The organism is Pectobacterium sp. A5351 (genome assembly GCF_028335745.1).
Taxonomy (GTDB): Bacteria; Pseudomonadota; Gammaproteobacteria; order Enterobacterales; family Enterobacteriaceae; genus Pectobacterium.
Window position 1 is genome coordinate 643,651 of the sequence record NZ_CP116477.1, and the last position, 15,589, is coordinate 659,239.

Annotated in this window: 14 protein-coding genes and 3 tRNA genes; 11 read left to right on the plus strand and 6 right to left on the minus strand. The window is 52.1% G+C overall.

All coding sequences use genetic code 11. The annotated features are described in order from the left end of the window. Positions 1-3: 3 nt before the first annotated feature. On the minus strand, positions 4-996 hold the full coding sequence (locus O1Q74_RS02995; RefSeq protein WP_271876016.1) for an aldo/keto reductase: 993 nt from the start codon (positions 994-996) through the stop codon (positions 4-6). A gap of 113 nt (positions 997-1,109) precedes the next feature. Here O1Q74_RS02995 and O1Q74_RS03000 point away from each other — a divergent pair, with 113 nt between their 5' ends. The 4 genes from O1Q74_RS03000 to O1Q74_RS03015 all read left to right on the plus strand — a co-directional run bounded on the left by O1Q74_RS03000 (position 1,110) and on the right by O1Q74_RS03015 (position 2,512). Next, complete coding sequence (locus O1Q74_RS03000; RefSeq protein WP_271876017.1) at positions 1,110-2,015, plus strand: LysR family transcriptional regulator; 906 nt, start codon at positions 1,110-1,112, stop codon at positions 2,013-2,015. A 103-nt stretch (positions 2,016-2,118) separates the two neighbouring features. Further along, positions 2,119-2,205 (plus strand) — tRNA-Leu (locus O1Q74_RS03005). Positions 2,206-2,277: 72 nt separating this feature from the next. Next, positions 2,278-2,364, plus strand: a tRNA-Leu gene (locus tag O1Q74_RS03010). Between the two features lie 61 nt (positions 2,365-2,425). Then, positions 2,426-2,512, plus strand: a tRNA-Leu gene (locus tag O1Q74_RS03015). A gap of 119 nt (positions 2,513-2,631) precedes the next feature. Here the strand turns inward: O1Q74_RS03015 and O1Q74_RS03020 are convergent. Together O1Q74_RS03020 and O1Q74_RS03025 are read right to left on the minus strand one after the other, a co-directional pair. Next, positions 2,632-2,922, minus strand: coding sequence for a DUF1435 domain-containing protein (locus tag O1Q74_RS03020; RefSeq protein ID WP_180743972.1), 291 nt, complete (start codon positions 2,920-2,922; stop codon positions 2,632-2,634). Between the two features lie 106 nt (positions 2,923-3,028). After that, complete coding sequence (locus O1Q74_RS03025) at positions 3,029-3,931, minus strand: LysR family transcriptional regulator (protein WP_271876018.1); 903 nt, start codon at positions 3,929-3,931, stop codon at positions 3,029-3,031. Positions 3,932-4,060: 129 nt separating this feature from the next. On the opposite strand from O1Q74_RS03025, the gene budA reads away from it, so the two are divergent. Next, complete coding sequence (gene budA, locus O1Q74_RS03030; RefSeq protein WP_271876019.1) at positions 4,061-4,843, plus strand: acetolactate decarboxylase; 783 nt, start codon at positions 4,061-4,063, stop codon at positions 4,841-4,843. A gap of 21 nt (positions 4,844-4,864) precedes the next feature. Beyond that, positions 4,865-6,544 (plus strand): acetolactate synthase AlsS, encoded by a 1,680-nt coding sequence (gene alsS, locus O1Q74_RS03035; RefSeq protein ID WP_271876020.1) that lies wholly within the window; start codon positions 4,865-4,867, stop codon positions 6,542-6,544. Between the two features lie 174 nt (positions 6,545-6,718). Here the strand turns inward: alsS and O1Q74_RS03040 are convergent, their stop codons facing one another. After that, positions 6,719-7,084 (minus strand): hypothetical protein, encoded by a 366-nt coding sequence (locus O1Q74_RS03040; RefSeq protein ID WP_271876021.1) that lies wholly within the window; start codon positions 7,082-7,084, stop codon positions 6,719-6,721. Between the two features lie 770 nt (positions 7,085-7,854). Here O1Q74_RS03040 and gcvT point away from each other — a divergent pair. The 3 genes from gcvT (at position 7,855) to gcvP (ending at position 12,426) form a co-directional block, all read left to right on the plus strand. Further along, a complete protein-coding gene (gene gcvT, locus O1Q74_RS03045) occupies positions 7,855-8,970 on the plus strand; it encodes a glycine cleavage system aminomethyltransferase GcvT (RefSeq protein WP_271876022.1) in 1,116 nt (371 codons plus the stop codon). Positions 8,971-9,029: 59 nt separating this feature from the next. After that, positions 9,030-9,422 (plus strand): glycine cleavage system protein GcvH, encoded by a 393-nt coding sequence (gcvH, locus tag O1Q74_RS03050; protein ID WP_271876023.1) that lies wholly within the window; start codon positions 9,030-9,032, stop codon positions 9,420-9,422. A 133-nt stretch (positions 9,423-9,555) separates the two neighbouring features. Continuing rightward, a complete protein-coding gene (gene gcvP / locus O1Q74_RS03055) occupies positions 9,556-12,426 on the plus strand; it encodes an aminomethyl-transferring glycine dehydrogenase (RefSeq protein WP_271876024.1) in 2,871 nt (956 codons plus the stop codon). A 138-nt stretch (positions 12,427-12,564) separates the two neighbouring features. Here the strand turns inward: gcvP and O1Q74_RS03060 are convergent, their stop codons facing one another. Both O1Q74_RS03060 and O1Q74_RS03065 read right to left on the minus strand, forming a co-directional pair. Then, positions 12,565-12,984: a type II toxin-antitoxin system YafO family toxin gene (locus O1Q74_RS03060; protein WP_271876025.1), complete on the minus strand. Its 420-nt coding sequence runs from the start codon at positions 12,982-12,984 to the stop codon at positions 12,565-12,567. Next, the gene (locus O1Q74_RS03065) at positions 12,969-13,568 is read right to left on the minus strand and encodes a hypothetical protein (RefSeq protein WP_271876026.1); all 600 of its coding nucleotides are present in this window, start codon (positions 13,566-13,568) and stop codon (positions 12,969-12,971) included. Before O1Q74_RS03065 ends, O1Q74_RS03060 begins: the two co-directional genes overlap by 16 nt. A gap of 237 nt (positions 13,569-13,805) precedes the next feature. Here O1Q74_RS03065 and O1Q74_RS03070 point away from each other — a divergent pair, with 237 nt between their 5' ends. Both O1Q74_RS03070 and O1Q74_RS03075 read left to right on the plus strand, forming a co-directional pair. Further along, positions 13,806-14,678 (plus strand): carbohydrate ABC transporter permease, encoded by an 873-nt coding sequence (locus tag O1Q74_RS03070; RefSeq protein ID WP_271876027.1) that lies wholly within the window; start codon positions 13,806-13,808, stop codon positions 14,676-14,678. After that, positions 14,668-15,567: a carbohydrate ABC transporter permease gene (locus tag O1Q74_RS03075; protein ID WP_271876028.1), complete on the plus strand. Its 900-nt coding sequence runs from the start codon at positions 14,668-14,670 to the stop codon at positions 15,565-15,567. Before O1Q74_RS03070 ends, O1Q74_RS03075 begins: the two co-directional genes overlap by 11 nt. Positions 15,568-15,589 lie beyond the last annotated feature (22 nt).

Below are 15,589 nucleotides of genomic sequence, written 5' to 3' on the forward strand. Positions count from 1 at the left end.
ATTCTACTGATTAAGAGCCGCCATACTCTCCTTGCCGTAGCGTTCGCCCGCTGCGGCATCGGGTGGGAAGATGGCATTAATGGCGGCCAACTCGGCTTGCGTCAGTGTGATCTCCAGCGCCGCGACGTTCTCTTCCAGATAGCGGCGGCGCTTGGTGCCCGGAATCGGCACGATATGCTCGCCCTGTGCCAGGACCCACGCCAGTGCTAACTGTGATGGCGTCACCTGCTTTTCCTGCGCCAGTTGGTTAATTTTCTCGACCAGCAGCAGATTCTTGCCGAAATTTTCCCCCGAGAAACGTGGATTGGTACGACGGAAATCGTCGGCGGCCAGATCGTCCGGGCTGCGAATCGCGCCGGTCAGAAAGCCGCGCCCCAGCGGGCTGTAAGGCACAAATCCGATCCCCAGACGCTCACAGGTTGGCAGAATCTCGGCTTCCATGTCGCGTGTCCACAGTGAGTATTCACTCTGTAACGCGGTGATCGGATGCACGCGATGCGCGCGTTCCAGCGTGGTGGTCGAGGCTTCACTCAGGCCGATGTAGCGAATCTTGCCTTCCTGTACTAGCTCCGCCAGTGTGCCGACCGTCTCTTCAATGGGCACTGTCGGGTCGATGCGGTGCTGATAGTACAAATCGATGACATCCGTACCGAGGCGCGTCAGGCTGCCTTCTACCGAACGGCGGATATAATCCGGTTTACCGCAGATGCCGCGAGCGTGGGGATTCGCCGGGTCGCGGATGATGCCGAATTTGGTCGCCAGAAAGACCTGCTCACGCTTGCCTTTTATCGCTTTACCGAGCAACTGTTCATTGGTATGGGGGCCATACATGTCGGCGGTATCCAGCAAGGTCACGCCCAATTCCAATGCGCGATGCAGCGTGGCGATGGATTCTTTTTCATCCTGCGCGGTGGAGTAGAAATCGCTCATCCCCATGCAGCCTAGCCCAATAGCCGAAACCTGTGGACCGTTCGCGCCTAATTTGCGTTGTTGCATTGTCATCTTCCTCATCTCGTTGGCAGTGGGAGCAGTCTGGTTGTTTATCCAGAAAAGATAAATACCGCTTTTTATGCAACACTATTCAAAAATAACCAACAATGGTGGCCGCGATGGATCATATTCAGGCGATGCGGGTTTTTGTGCGAATTGTCGAATTGGGTAGCTTCAGCCGGGCGGCGGAGCGACTGACGCTACCGCGTGCGACGGTGAGCAACACCATCAAACAGCTTGAAGGGCGGCTGGGGGTTCGTTTGCTGCAACGCACGACCCGTCAGGTACAGATCACCGATGAAGGGCGTATTTATTACGACCGCTGTTTGCAATTGCTGGCGGAAATTGAAGAGATCGACATGCTGTTCACGCAGCAAAAGCAGCAGCCCGTGGGTAAAGTACGGGTGGATATGCCGCATTCGCTGGCGCGGGAGATTGTCGTGCCAGCGCTGGGAGAATTCTACGCGCGTTATCCGCAGGTGACGCTGATGCTGAGCGCCAACGATGCGGCGATTAATGTGCTGCGTGAAGGCGTTGACTGTGTGTTGCGAGCTTGGCAGACGGACGACGAGACGCTGGCGACCCGCCATTTACCGTCAATGCCGCAGATTACCTGTGCGTCGGCCGACTATTTGGCGCGCTATGGCGTGCCGCGTTCGCTCGATGAGCTAGCGGGACATCGCATGGTCGGGTATTTCTCCCTGCGCACTGAATATCTTTATCCGCTGGAATTCATGTCGGGTGACGAGTGCATTACGCGTATGTTGCCCAGTCCGTTTCAGGTTAACGGCACCGATGCCTACATTGCCAGCGCCTGTGCCGGATTGGGGATTATTCAGGCACCGCGTCGCGGTTTACGCCCATTTCTGGAAAGCGGGGAGCTGGTTGAGATCCTGCCGGAAATGCCGCCGCCCGCGATGCCGCTTTATGTGATGTATGCGCCCGGCCGTTTTCTCGCACCGCGGATTCGGGTGTTTATAGAATGGCTTGATGAACTCTTTACGCGCCACGCCGCAGCGAGATGATGATTTTTGCAGCAAACCCCGCATTCCAGAGGAAATAATCATTGACGTGAACGCGAAAACCTCTAGAATTCGCCCCCGTAGTGATATTGCGTAAAGCAGTGTTGCGAAGGTGGCGGAATTGGTAGACGCGCTAGCTTCAGGTGTTAGTGTTCTTACGGACGTGAGGGTTCAAGTCCCTCTCTTCGCACCAACATCACTACGACGGTTCTGGTTTGTCGAACCACAGCAGTCATCAGTATTGCATAAGCAGCATGACAACATTGCGAAGGTGGCGGAATTGGTAGACGCGCTAGCTTCAGGTGTTAGTGTTCTTACGGACGTGAGGGTTCAAGTCCCTCTCTTCGCACCATGTCATGATGAATTTAGCGAATAAAGCTGGTTTACCGCATAAGACAAACAACGTTTTCAGTGCGAAGGTGGCGGAATTGGTAGACGCGCTAGCTTCAGGTGTTAGTGTCCTTACGGACGTGAGGGTTCAAGTCCCTCTCTTCGCACCACAGATTTTTTCTGTATCTTCCTGATTTTCTTTCCTGCTTATTCTGTTCTTTCTTTTCTCTCTATCGGCCTTTTCCGCGTTTATTGATCTTTCTGAGTCAGTTCACCGTTCCGTATTGGTTTACATCGTCGTCATATTAAACGTGACGGAGAGTGCTGCCAGTCCGCCAGCCAGCGCAATGCAGGATGGCAGCAATAAATAGTGGCGTAAGCGTTGATGAAACAGCATGACAAGCGTCGCCAGTAGCGCGATGGCGATAATCACTTTCAGGTGCGTCAGGTTAAGATCGAGTAGTGCTAATAGCGGCATGATGGCACAAGGCAACAGCACGCCCCAGGCGCTCGACAAATGCTTCCCCATACACCAACTCACGCTCCATAGCCCGCAGGCTGTGATCATTGCTGTCAGCATTTTTCCACCCGTCAAAAGTGATAATGATAACTAATATCATATAAGAATTTATATCAATTACTAGTTTTTTGACGAGCAGATTGGCGGAATTTTCTTCATCAAGGCATTAATTGGGATAGGGGTTGCTCAGATACTGGCGTATCAGGTGGATCATATTCACGATAGTGGGCGATCGTTCATGTTTACGCCAGATAGCCGCAATTTGTGTATGGATTTCGGGCATGCCGATGTCATGATAGGTCACGTTATCGGCCTTAATGCAGGCAAGTGATTCTGGTACGAGCGTGACGCCGAAGCCTGCGGCGACCATTCCTACCGTTGCCGTGAGCTGCGGGGCAAAGGGACTGGGTCTGGGGCCATAGCCTGACAGATAGCAGGTGCGGATAATCATATCGTGCAGCCCTGGACACACCTCGCGTGGGAAAATAATCAGTGGCTCCTGACGTAGTTCGCTGAGCGAGACCTGCGTTTTATGGCTAAGTGCATGCCCTGCGGGTAATACCAATTTCATGGACTCTTTTGCCAAAATCTCCCCATTAATCTCATCACTGAGGTCGCAAGGTAAGCGCAGAAAGGCGATGTCAATATGGCGTTCTTGCAGTGAAGTAATAAGCGTTGCCGGATTTTCTTCCTTCGGTAGCGGTTGCACATTCGGATACTGTTTACAGTAACAGTGCAGCAGGGTAAGCACTGTTGGGTGGAACATGGCAGACGGGGAGAAGCCTACGCTCAGGCTACCTTTTTCACCTCGCGCAATGCTTCTTGTCCGCGCGATCGCCGAATCGGTGAGTTGCAGAATCCGACATGCATCTTCATAGAACGCCTGTCCCGCCTCCGTCATTTCTACACCGCGTGTCAGCCGTTTGAACAGTGGTGTCCCGATCTCCTGTTCGAATTTCTTGATTTGCTGGCTGAGAGGTGGCTGTGACATCCCCAGACTTTCTGCTGCACGCGTGAAATGTCGTGCCTGGGCAACGGCGACAAAATAGCGCAGATAACGTAGCTCCATTTACGTAACTCCATATGTTTCCGATCTTGAAATAGCCTTAATTGCATATTGGAATTTTGTTCTCTCCCGCGTCAATCTTTATCTAAATATTAGTAATGTTTAAGTAATTGGTGCGGTGAGAAGGAAGGTATGAAAACGAATGTCAGTGAACAATCCTGTGAGGAAGCCTTTGCCAGCTATGCTTATGATTTTCGGCAGCAGTATGCAGACAGCGTTATTTATCAGACCTCATTAATGAGTGGGCTAATAAATGGTGTCTATGAAGGTAGCCGAACGATGGCCGAACTGCTGGAGCATGGTGATTTTGGATTAGGAACATTTAATAGTTTGGATGGGGAACTGATTGCATTAAATAGCCAGATTTTCCAACTGTTATCCGACGGCAGTGCACGGGCAGCGAAGCCGGATCAGAAAACGCCGTTTGCGGTCATGACGTTCTTTCGTCCGACGGAAACGATCCGCTTTGATCATTGGACGTCGCGCGAAGAGATACATCGCCAGATCGACGAAATTGTGGGAACGGATAACTTGTTCTGCGCGTTGCGGATTGACGGGAATTTTCGCTGCGTTGAAACCCGCACCGTTCCTCGTCAGTGCCGGCCTTATAAACCGATGCAGGAGGCCATTGAAGGACAACCGACATTTCATTTTGAACACCGTAATGGCAGCGTTATCGGTTTTCGTAGCCCAGCTTATACCCAGGGAATTAATGTTGCGGGTTATCACGAACATTTCATTACTGACGATCGCCAGGGCGGCGGCCATATTCTGAATTATGACGTCGAACACGGCACGCTAACGTTTGGTGTGGTTGCCAAACTGATCATCGATCTGCCTCAGGATCGGGAATTTCTCAATGCCGATCTGTCCTCAGAAAACCTCAATAGCGTCATCAAGTCAGTAGAGAGCTAGTCATTTCATCGGAGTCATGTCATGGAAAAGTCCACCGAACAGCAAAGCTGGAGTAGCGGAGCCGAGCTGATTGTAAAACACCTGGAAGCGCAGGGCGTAAAGCATATTTTTGGTATTCCCGGCGCTAAAATCGATCGCGTGTTTGATGAGCTGGAAGACTCGACAATTCAAACGATCCCGGTACGTCATGAGGCGAACGGCGCGTTTATGGCGGCGGCGATAGGCCGTCTCACGGGAAAAGCGGGAGTGACGCTGGTGACATCCGGCCCCGGCTGTTCCAATCTGGTCACCGGGCTGGCAACGGCAACCGCAGAAGGTGATGCGGTCGTGGCATTGGGCGGGGCGGTTAAGCGGGCGGATAAGCTCAAGCTGACACACCAGAGTCTGGACACCGTTAGCCTGTTTCAACCGGTCAGTAAATTCAGTGCGGAAATTACGGCATCCAGCGCGATTTCTGAAGTGCTGGCGAATGCTTTCCGGGCAGCGGAAAGCGGCCGTCCAGGGGCGGCATTTGTCAGCCTGCCGCAGGATATCGTCAATGAACCGGCTAGCAGCCCGGTGCTGGCCTGCCCACATTTACCGCTGTTAAATGGTGCACCGCATAGTGACGTTGCCGAGGCGGCTAAACGGCTGCGGCAGGCTAAAAATCCGGTGTTGCTGCTCGGATTAATGGCCAGCCAGCAGGAAAATGCACAGGCGCTGCGTCGTTTTTTACACCGCAGCCAACTGCCGGTTACCAGCACGTATCAGGCTGCTGGCGTGATCGACCAGCAGCAGTTCGATCACTTTGCCGGACGCGTTGGGTTGTTCAACAATCAGGCCGGGGATAAGTTGCTGCAACAGGCAGACGTGATCGTTACCGTAGGCTACAGCCCGATTGAGTACGATCCGGTGTTATGGAATAGCGGCAAAGCAACGCTGATCCACATTGACGTGCTGCGGGCTGAGATCGACAGCGCCTATCACCCTGATATCGAGCTGCTCGGGAATATCGCGATGACGGTGGATGCGTTGAATGCGTGTATCAGCGAGCCAGTGATCTTATCGGCGGGCACGCAGGCCGTATTACAAGATCGTCAGCGCCAGCGTCACGATCTCAGTACGCGCGCTATCAACATGGCAGGATTTGCGATCCACCCTCTGCGTCTGGTGCGGGCGATGCAGGATATTGTCAACGAGGATGTCACGCTGTGTGTCGATATGGGGAGTTTCCACATCTGGCTGGCGCGTTACTTGTATAGTTTCCGGGCGCGACAGATTCTGATGACCAATGGCCAGCAGACCATGGGCGTGGCGCTACCGTGGGCGATAGCGGCATCACTGGTGCAGCCTGGCAAGAAAGTGGTATCCGTTTCCGGCGATGGTGGGTTTATGCAGTCCAGTATGGAGTTGGAAACAGCGGTGCGCCTGAAAAGCAATCTTCTGCATATCATCTGGGTGGATAACGGCTATAACATGGTGGAAATCCAGCAAATCCATAAATACCATCGCCCAGCAGGCGTGGCATTTGGGCCGATTGATTTCAAGGCGTATGCGGAAGCGTTTGGCGCGAAAGGGTTTGCGGTGGAATCCGCGGATGAACTGGTCAGCAAACTTCGTCAGGCGATGGATGTTGACGGCCCTGCCGTGATTGCGATTCCGGTTGATTATTCCGATAACCACTGGTTGATGGAGAATCTAAATATTAGCGTGCTGATTTGATATGTCGGGATCGCGGCTGTACGCTGGTATCTATTAATATTATTTACACTGTCTGCCCAGAGGAGTCTGGACAGACAGTAAAAGAGTAATATCCAGGAAAGTATTCATGTTAAGGGCTAACATTTTTCTGTTTTTTATGAAAAAAAGCTCATTCAATAGTTATTAAACAGTGTGCTACCTTTCTCCATAAGTGTACTCAATCTTGTGAATTGTTGATTTGAATCCATGATTTGGAAAAGTTCTCTGTGGCTGTGATAAATAACTATCAGCTAACGCTTTAGCCGCAGTTTGGTAAAACTTTTCTTGGTTTTTATTATACCAAGGGTCATCATGCGGGTTGGGGCTGAATTTGTAGGTTTGATCACGTGTACCCGCCATGATACGAATCCCACGGTTAGTACCATATTTTTGCTCTGCATAAGTAAAATCAACTCCACTATTTTGGTAGTTTTTTAGCGTTCCTTTGACATCCGCCGCGAATGCGTTGTCGGCAGTAAACGTCAAAAATAGAAATGCCGATGCAACAATAGAACGTTGCAATAATGTATTAATGTTTTTTTACATAGTTTTTATCCTATGTGATTTTTAACAGGGAGAATCACATTTAAAATCTAGATGAGCATCTGAGTTTATGCAATTAGCAGTCAGATTCTATTAACTGTATTTTCTTGGTTTACTAATAAATAGCAGCTTTAACTTTATAACCCAATCTATTATCTCGATCGTCATTTTAAGTAATATTAATTTTTCATGTAATTATTAATTTAATGCTGCGTGACGATATTTTTTACACCTTAATCCTCGTCATACTTCAAGTTGCCTGTGCGTTGGCCGATTAAATTCGTTTCAGACGAATTTGATCTTTTAGCGCGTGCTGCCACATAGAAAAGACGCCTGAGAGACGGCTCACAAAATCGTGATGACGGCGACATAAGGAAGAGAGTACAGCAGGGGGCCATTGCCGGATTTTGATTGAAAAAATCTAATTTAGCGTTGTTTTTATCATTAGATTATCTAATTTGAATGGTGTTCTTACGTGGGGGGCATTTCCTGAGTTATCCAGCTTTAATGCCATTAATTTGTGATTTTTGCTGATTTAAATAAATTATATGCTGTATTTTGTATATTATTAAGAATATTACGCTGCTTTGTTTTTTGTGGACGATTCGACTTTCTTCGCCTTATATATAATTTATCTTATGCCTGAGGGTGTGGTTTAACCTGCGCTTCGGTGGTAAGTTCAGTCAGAAGATATCGTTTGCGCAGTGTGTTTTATCGCCTGAACACCGTGCGCTGAAGAGGGATGAAGAATGGCAAAGCAGACCCCGTTGTACCAACAACATCTGGCCGATGGCGCCAAAATGGTGGATTTTCACGGCTGGATGATGCCGCTGCATTACGGTTCCCAACTGGATGAGCACCATATTGTGCGTCGAGAAGCTGGCATGTTTGACGTCTCCCACATGACTATCGTCGATTTGCACGGTGTGAGAACGCGTGAATTCTTGCGTTACCTGCTGGCGAATGATGTCGCCAAACTGACACAGCCGGGCAAGGCGCTTTATACCGGCATGCTGAATGCTTCCGGTGGCGTCATCGACGATCTGATCGTTTATTTTCTCACGGAAGATGATTTCCGGCTGGTCGTGAATTCAGCAACGCGAGAAAAAGATCTCGCCTGGATCGGGCAACATGCCGCACCGTTCGGGGTTGAAATCCGTGAGCGCGACGATCTGGCGCTGGTCGCGGTACAAGGTCCGCAGGCGCAGGAAAAAGTGCAAGAATGCCTGAAGGCGAAAGGCTTGAATGATGCAGACGTGGCAGCGGTAGCCAGCATGAAGCCGTTTTTTGGCAAGCAGGCGGGGGATTTCTTCGTAGCCACGACGGGTTACACGGGCGAAGCCGGTTATGAAATTGCGCTGCCGAGTGAGCAGGTGGTCGACTTCTGGCAGCAACTGCTGGCCGCGGGCGTGAAGCCATGCGGACTGGGCGCACGCGATACGCTGCGGCTGGAAGCCGGAATGAACCTCTATGGTCAGGATATGGATGAGAGCATTTCGCCACTGGCGGCCAACATGGGCTGGACGATCGCCTGGCAGCCGGAGGATCGCCAGTTTATCGGGCGTGAAGCACTAACGCATCAGCGTGAAAAAGGGACCGATCAACTGGTTGGTTTGGTGCTGACGGAAAAAGGCGTATTGCGCAATGATTTACCTGTGCGCTTTACTGATAGTGATGGCGTGATGCGCGAAGGGGTCATCACCAGCGGATCGTTCTCGCCAACGCTTGGCGTGAGCATCGCGCTGGCGCGTGTTCCGGTGGGGATTGGTGAACAGGCAATTGTGCAGATTCGTAACCGCGAACTGCCCGTCCACGTGACCAAGCCCGGCTTTGTTCGCGCCGGAAAAGCCATCGTTCAGTATTAATAGCAGCTTGCCTGTAAAGATAAGCGCACGGGATTAACGACTTTAGGAAAGGGGACGCAATGAGCAATGTACCAGCAGAATTAAAATACACCACGTCGCATGAATGGGTATTGCACGAGGGCGGCGGTATCTACAGCGTGGGTATTACCGAGCACGCGCAGGAACTTTTGGGTGACATGGTTTTTATCGATTTACCTGAAGTGGGTACGGTCGTCGCCGCAGGCGATGACTGCGCAGTGGCGGAATCGGTAAAAGCGGCGTCGGATATTTATGCGCCCATCAGCGGTGAGATCGTGGAAATCAACGAAGATCTGGAAAGCTCCCCTGAACTGGTCAACAGCGCGCCTTATGCCGATGGCTGGCTGTTCCGCATCAGAATTTCTGATGAGTCTGATTTAGACGAACTGCTTGATGCCGAAGCCTATCAGGCGTCGCTAGAAGAAGACGAGTAGTTATCGCGCCCCCGGTTTTGCTGAACCGGGGGCGTTTTGTTTTATGCGCCCGCGTCGTCTTTCAGCGCGGCAGCGATCACGATTGATGCGAGCACGATTAATGCAGGCACGATTGATCAAGGAAAGTACTGTAATGACCCAGACACTCAGTCAACTCGAACATGACGGCGCGTTTATCGAGCGCCATATCGGCCCTTCCGTCAGCCAACAGCAGCACATGCTGTCGGTGGTGGGCGCAACGTCGCTGGACGCGCTGATCCGCCAGATTGTCCCGGTGGATATTCAATTGCCCAGCCCGCCAGCGGTAGGAGAGGCGGTGACGGAACATGAAGCGTTAGCTGAACTGAAGGCCATTGCAGGACGCAATCAACGTTATAAAAGCTATATCGGTATGGGCTACAGCGCGGTGCTGATGCCACCGGTAATTTTGCGCAACGTGCTGGAAAATCCAGGCTGGTACACCGCCTATACGCCGTATCAGCCGGAAGTCTCTCAGGGGCGTCTTGAAGCGCTGCTGAATTTTCAGCAGGTCACACAGGATTTAACGGGTCTGGACTTGGCCTCCGCCTCGTTGCTAGATGAAGCGACCGCGGCGGCGGAAGCGATGGCGATGGCAAAACGCATCAGCAAACTCAAGCAGGCTGAGCGTTTCTTCGTTGCAGACGACGTGCATCCACAAACGCTGGATGTAGTGCGTACCCGCGCGGAAACCTTTGGTTTTGAGATTGTCGTCGGTAAAGCTGAAGAGGCGCTGAAAGACGATGCGGTGTTTGGCGTACTGCTGCAACAGGTGGGGACGACGGGCGAACTGCACGATTACAGCGACCTGATGGCCGCACTGAAAGCACGTAAGGTCGTCACCTGCGTGGCCTCGGACATCATGGCGCTGGTGCTGCTAACCGCGCCGGGCAAGCAAGGTGCAGACATTGTCTTCGGTTCCGCACAGCGCTTTGGCGTGCCGATGGGTTACGGCGGGCCACACGCGGCCTTCTTCGCCTGTCGCGACGAGCATAAACGTGCGATGCCGGGACGTATCATCGGCGTGTCGCGCGATGCGGCAGGCAATACTGCGCTGCGCATGGCGATGCAGACGCGTGAACAGCATATTCGCCGCGAGAAGGCGAATTCCAATATTTGTACCTCGCAGGTGCTGCTGGCCAATATTGCTGGGATGTACGCGGTATTCCACGGGCCGGAAGGGCTCAAACGTATTGCAGGACGCATCCACCGTCTGACCGATATTCTGGCGGCGGGGTTAATGCAGGGTGGCCTGCTGTTGCGCCATCGCAGCTGGTTCGACACGCTGACCATTGAAGTTGCGGACAAAGACGCAGTACTGAGTCGGGCATTAAGTTTTGGCATCAACCTCAGGGCTGATTTGGCAAGCGCCGTGGGCATCACGCTGGATGAAGCGACCACGCGTGAAGACGTGCTGGCGCTGTTTGCGGTGTTGTTAGGTGACGATCACGGGTTGGATATCGAGGCGCTTGATGCGGCTGTTGGTCAGCAAGCTGCGACGATCCCTGCCGGGCTGGTACGTCACGACGCGATCCTGTCGCATCCGGTGTTCAACCGCTATCACAGTGAAACCGAGATGATGCGCTACCTGCACCGTCTGGCGCGTAAGGATCTGGCGCTGAATCAGGCGATGATCCCGCTGGGTTCCTGCACCATGAAGCTCAACGCGGCGGCGGAAATGCTGCCGATTACCTGGCCGGAATTTGCCGAACTGCATCCATTCTGTCCGCCGGAACAGGCGCTGGGTTATCGTCAGATGATCGAACAGCTATCGGGCTGGTTGGTTCAACTGACGGGCTATGACGCGATTTGTATGCAGCCCAATTCGGGTGCGCAGGGCGAATACGCGGGGCTGCTGGCGATCCGTCGCTATCATGAAAGCCGCAATGAAGCGGGTCGTCATTTCTGTCTGATTCCTAGCTCTGCCCACGGTACGAACCCGGCATCGGCGCAGATGGCGGGGATGGACGTGGTGGTGGTCGCCTGTGACAAGCAGGGCAATATCGATCTGCACGATCTGCGTGAGAAAGCGCAGGCAGCGGGCGAGCAGCTTTCCTGCATCATGGTGACCTATCCATCCACTCACGGCGTCTATGAAGAGACGATCCGCGAAGTGTGCCAGATCGTGCATCAATACGGCGGCCAGGTGTATCTGGACGGCGCGAACATGAACGCGCAGGTTGGTATTACGACGCCGGGCTACATTGGCGCAGATGTATCGCACCTGAACCTGCATAAAACCTTCTGTATTCCGCACGGCGGCGGCGGGCCGGGCATGGGGCCGATTGGCGTGAAAGCGCATCTGGCGCCGTTTGTACCGGGTCATCAGGTGGTAAAAATGGCTGGTGTATTGATGGAGCAGGGCGCGGTATCGGCGGCGCCGTTCGGTAGTGCTTCAATTCTGCCGATTAGCTGGATGTACATCCGCATGATGGGGGCGGAAGGGCTCAAACAGGCCAGCCAGATGGCGATCCTGAACGCCAACTACATTGCGACGCGCTTACAGCAGGCCTATCCGGTGCTTTACACTGGCCGTGACGGTCGCGTGGCGCACGAGTGCATTCTGGATATTCGTCCGCTCAAAGAGAGTACCGGCATTAGCGAGATGGATATCGCCAAGCGCCTGATCGACTACGGTTTCCATGCGCCGACCATGTCGTTCCCAGTCGCGGGCACGCTGATGGTGGAGCCAACGGAATCGGAAAGTCAGGTAGAGATCGATCGCTTTGTCGACGCGATGCTGGCGATCCGTGCCGAAATCAACCGTGTTGCACAGGGCGAATGGCCGCTGGATGACAACCCGCTAGTGAACGCGCCGCACACACAGACAGAGCTGGTGGCTGACTGGACGCATCCGTACAGCCGTGAGCTAGCAGTATTCCCTGCCGGCAGCGAACACAAATACTGGCCGAGCGTGAAGCGTCTGGACGACGTTTACGGTGACCGTAATCTGTTCTGCTCGTGTGTGCCGATGAGCGAGTATTAATAAGCTCGTTGTGAATATTGGCCTCGCATGTGTTTTAACGCATGCGAGGCTAAATTTATTTGGTTCTGCGGAGAATTTTAAACTAATATCAGAAGTAGCTTTTGGTTTATTCAATCATTCCTCAATATTCAGCATCTCTTATTTATAATAAGAGAGTGAATTAAGCTGTCTTTCATTGAGTGACTGAAATTTGCTTTCCGTTATTTTTATAATAGTGGGTAATAACTTCTTAATTTTTTCATGACCATCTGGCTTAATAATCGCAATAACTTGAATATGTAGGGGATGAATATTGTGTATCGCAAACACCAAAAAGTTATCGCTTACTCTGTGGTGAAGAAGCTGTGATGCAGGCCACGGAGTATCTTCTCCTGGAATGCGAATGTGAGATTTATAAATCCCAGAAAGGGTAGATTGAGATGAGCGTTCAAAGCCACCCATTTTTCCAAGGTAAGCAGAGACTTTGCCGTTGTTTTTATAATTTGCTAACGCTTTAGCAAAGAAGTTTTCCAATTGACCAGCGGCGGCATCAACAAGAATGCTTACGCGGTTTTCCATGTTGGCGGCTCCATGCCAAGTCTTTTGTGACTGTCTTCAACTGACTTCTTGAAAGCTGCTAATTCTTCATCACTAAATTCTTCTGCTTCCTCATGCTCAAGAGGAATAAATTGAGCGCCGAGAGTGGCTACGCCCATTGTCAGCTTCTTATATTCAATGAACGTGTTGATCGCGTGGTTTTTCATTGTCATAAGCGTGGCGAGATGTGGCAACCAGGCTTTGTTATTTTCGGCAACAAAGAAGGTATAAAGAAGCCTCGTTATGCCATGATCTATCTGATTGGCCTGATCGTTTAGCTTGTCGATGTCACTGAGATGAATGTCTAGTGCTGCAATGTCCTCATCGGTTCCATTGCTAAGGGTATCGATAAACGCTTTATATTTTTCACAGTTTTTTTCAACGGGTGCCATGACGTTGTAGATGACTTTCAGTGCATCGGCGGCTTGTTTTTTGGAGATAGAACCCCTGTGACTTCTGTCAAAGTCAGATATGGATCGCTCAATAGGCTGAGACACGTTATTGAAAACGCTCTCTATCTTATCCGGCCCTTGGTTGACGATAGCCATAGCTTCAAGCCCTAGCATGATTGATTCCTTATAATTTTACAGGTTAAAAATGATACAGCAAAGTTAAACACTCTTCCCAGCCGTATTTTTAGTAACTTCGAGCCTTCCCGCAAATCGTCTGCCAACGTAGAGATAAATCCTTCGCGTGCATATTTTCCCTATCCGAAAACAAACTGTCATTAAACTGACGCCCCACTGACACGCTAGCGTTCTAGGGTAAGGCCTCTGTGTTTCACACTGAGCGGCCTTTGAGTTATGCGTGCAAAATGCTTTCCCTATCTTGTGCTGTTGCCGACGCTGGTTTTTTTGCTTGCCTTCACCTATTTCCCCCTGCTGCGCTCGGTTATCGACAGCCTGTATGACACCCGACTGAATGCCGATACGCCGCTGTTCGTCGGGATGGATAATTTTGTGCGTCTGGTGCAGGACGCGGTGTTCTGGCAGGCCTTGCTGAACAACATGCTGTATATCCTGATGACGGTGGTGCCCGGCGTGCTGCTGGCGCTGTTGCTCGCGGTGCTGCTGTGGGAAAACACACGCGTTAACCGCTGGCTGCGTACTGCTTTCTTCTTTCCGATGATTATTCCGCTGGTGAGCGCCGCAACGCTGTGGCTATTCATCTTTATGCCGGGGCTGGGGCTGCTGGATTACTATCTGGCGAAGGTGTTCGGCCCGATGAACAACAACTATCTCGGCATGAGCGACAGCGCGCTGGTGGCAGTGAGCGTCATCGGTATCTGGAAATTCGCCGGTTACTACATGCTGTTTTTTCTCGCTGGTCTGCAAGCCGTTTCTGCTTCCGCCCGTGAGGCAGCACTGATGGAAGGCGCTTCACAGCGTCAGGTATTTTTCTACGTTACGTTGCCGCTACTGCGGCCAACCATCGCTTTTGTGGTCACTATCGCCTTTATCTACGCCATTACCCAGATCGACCATGTCGCCGTGATGACGCGCGGCGGGCCGAATAACGCGACGACTGTGCTGCTCTATTACATCCAGGATCTGGCGAATGATACGCACGATCTGGGCAAAGCCTCCGCGGCCACCTTCCTGACGCTGGCGATGCTATTCGTCTTTTCCATGATGAATCTGAAAGTGCTGGAGAAGGGGGCACATTATGAGCGCTGAAAATCAGATCGTTGATGTTCAGAACGTGAAAAGTCCACGCATTGAAAGCCGAAGCGTGATCAACCCGCTTCGTATCACGACGCGTTTCACGCTGCCGCTGCTGCTGATTTGCGCCGCGTTACTGTGGGTCAGCCCGTTTATCTGGATGCTGTCTGCATCCGTTAGCACCAGCAGCTTCGGCGTGGACATGGCTTCACTGCTGCCGCGTCTCCCGCTCACGCTCGATAACTTCCGCGAGGCGTGGGACAGCGCTAACTGGCTACAGCTTTATACCAATACGCTGATTTTTGCGGTCGGCACGTTTCTGGTGCAACTGGTGACGATCACCACGGCGGGCTACATCTTTGCCTATCACGAATTTCGCGGCAAAACGCTGCTGTTTTACCTGTTGCTGATTCAACTGATGATCATGCCCGTCGTCATGATGGTGCCAAACATGATGACGCTCAAACAGCTCGGCCTGCTCAATACCCTGACTGGTGTGATGATGCCGTATTTCGCCTCGGCGTTTGGCGTGTTTTTGATGCGTCAGGCATTTCTCAATATTGCCAAAGAGATCGAAGAAGCCGCGTTGATGGAGGGCTGCCGCTGGTGGCAGGTGGTGTTCCACGTCCTGATCCCGATGACCTGGCCGTCGATTCTGGCTTTCGCCACGGTCAGCATTACTTATCACTGGAACGAATATCTCTGGCCGCTGATGGTGCTCAACGACCCCGACAAACAGGTGCTGACCATCGGGCTGGTGTCGTTCGCTATGGGCGCGGAGTCCGGCGGGCAGTGGGGATTGATCTGCGCCGGTACACTGCTGGTGTGCTTGCCGTTGATGGTGGCTTTCGTGTTGTTCCAGAAGCAGTTCCTGAGCAGCTTCGGCTTCTCGGGCATTAAGTGAATCGCCAACGGGCTAAATAACG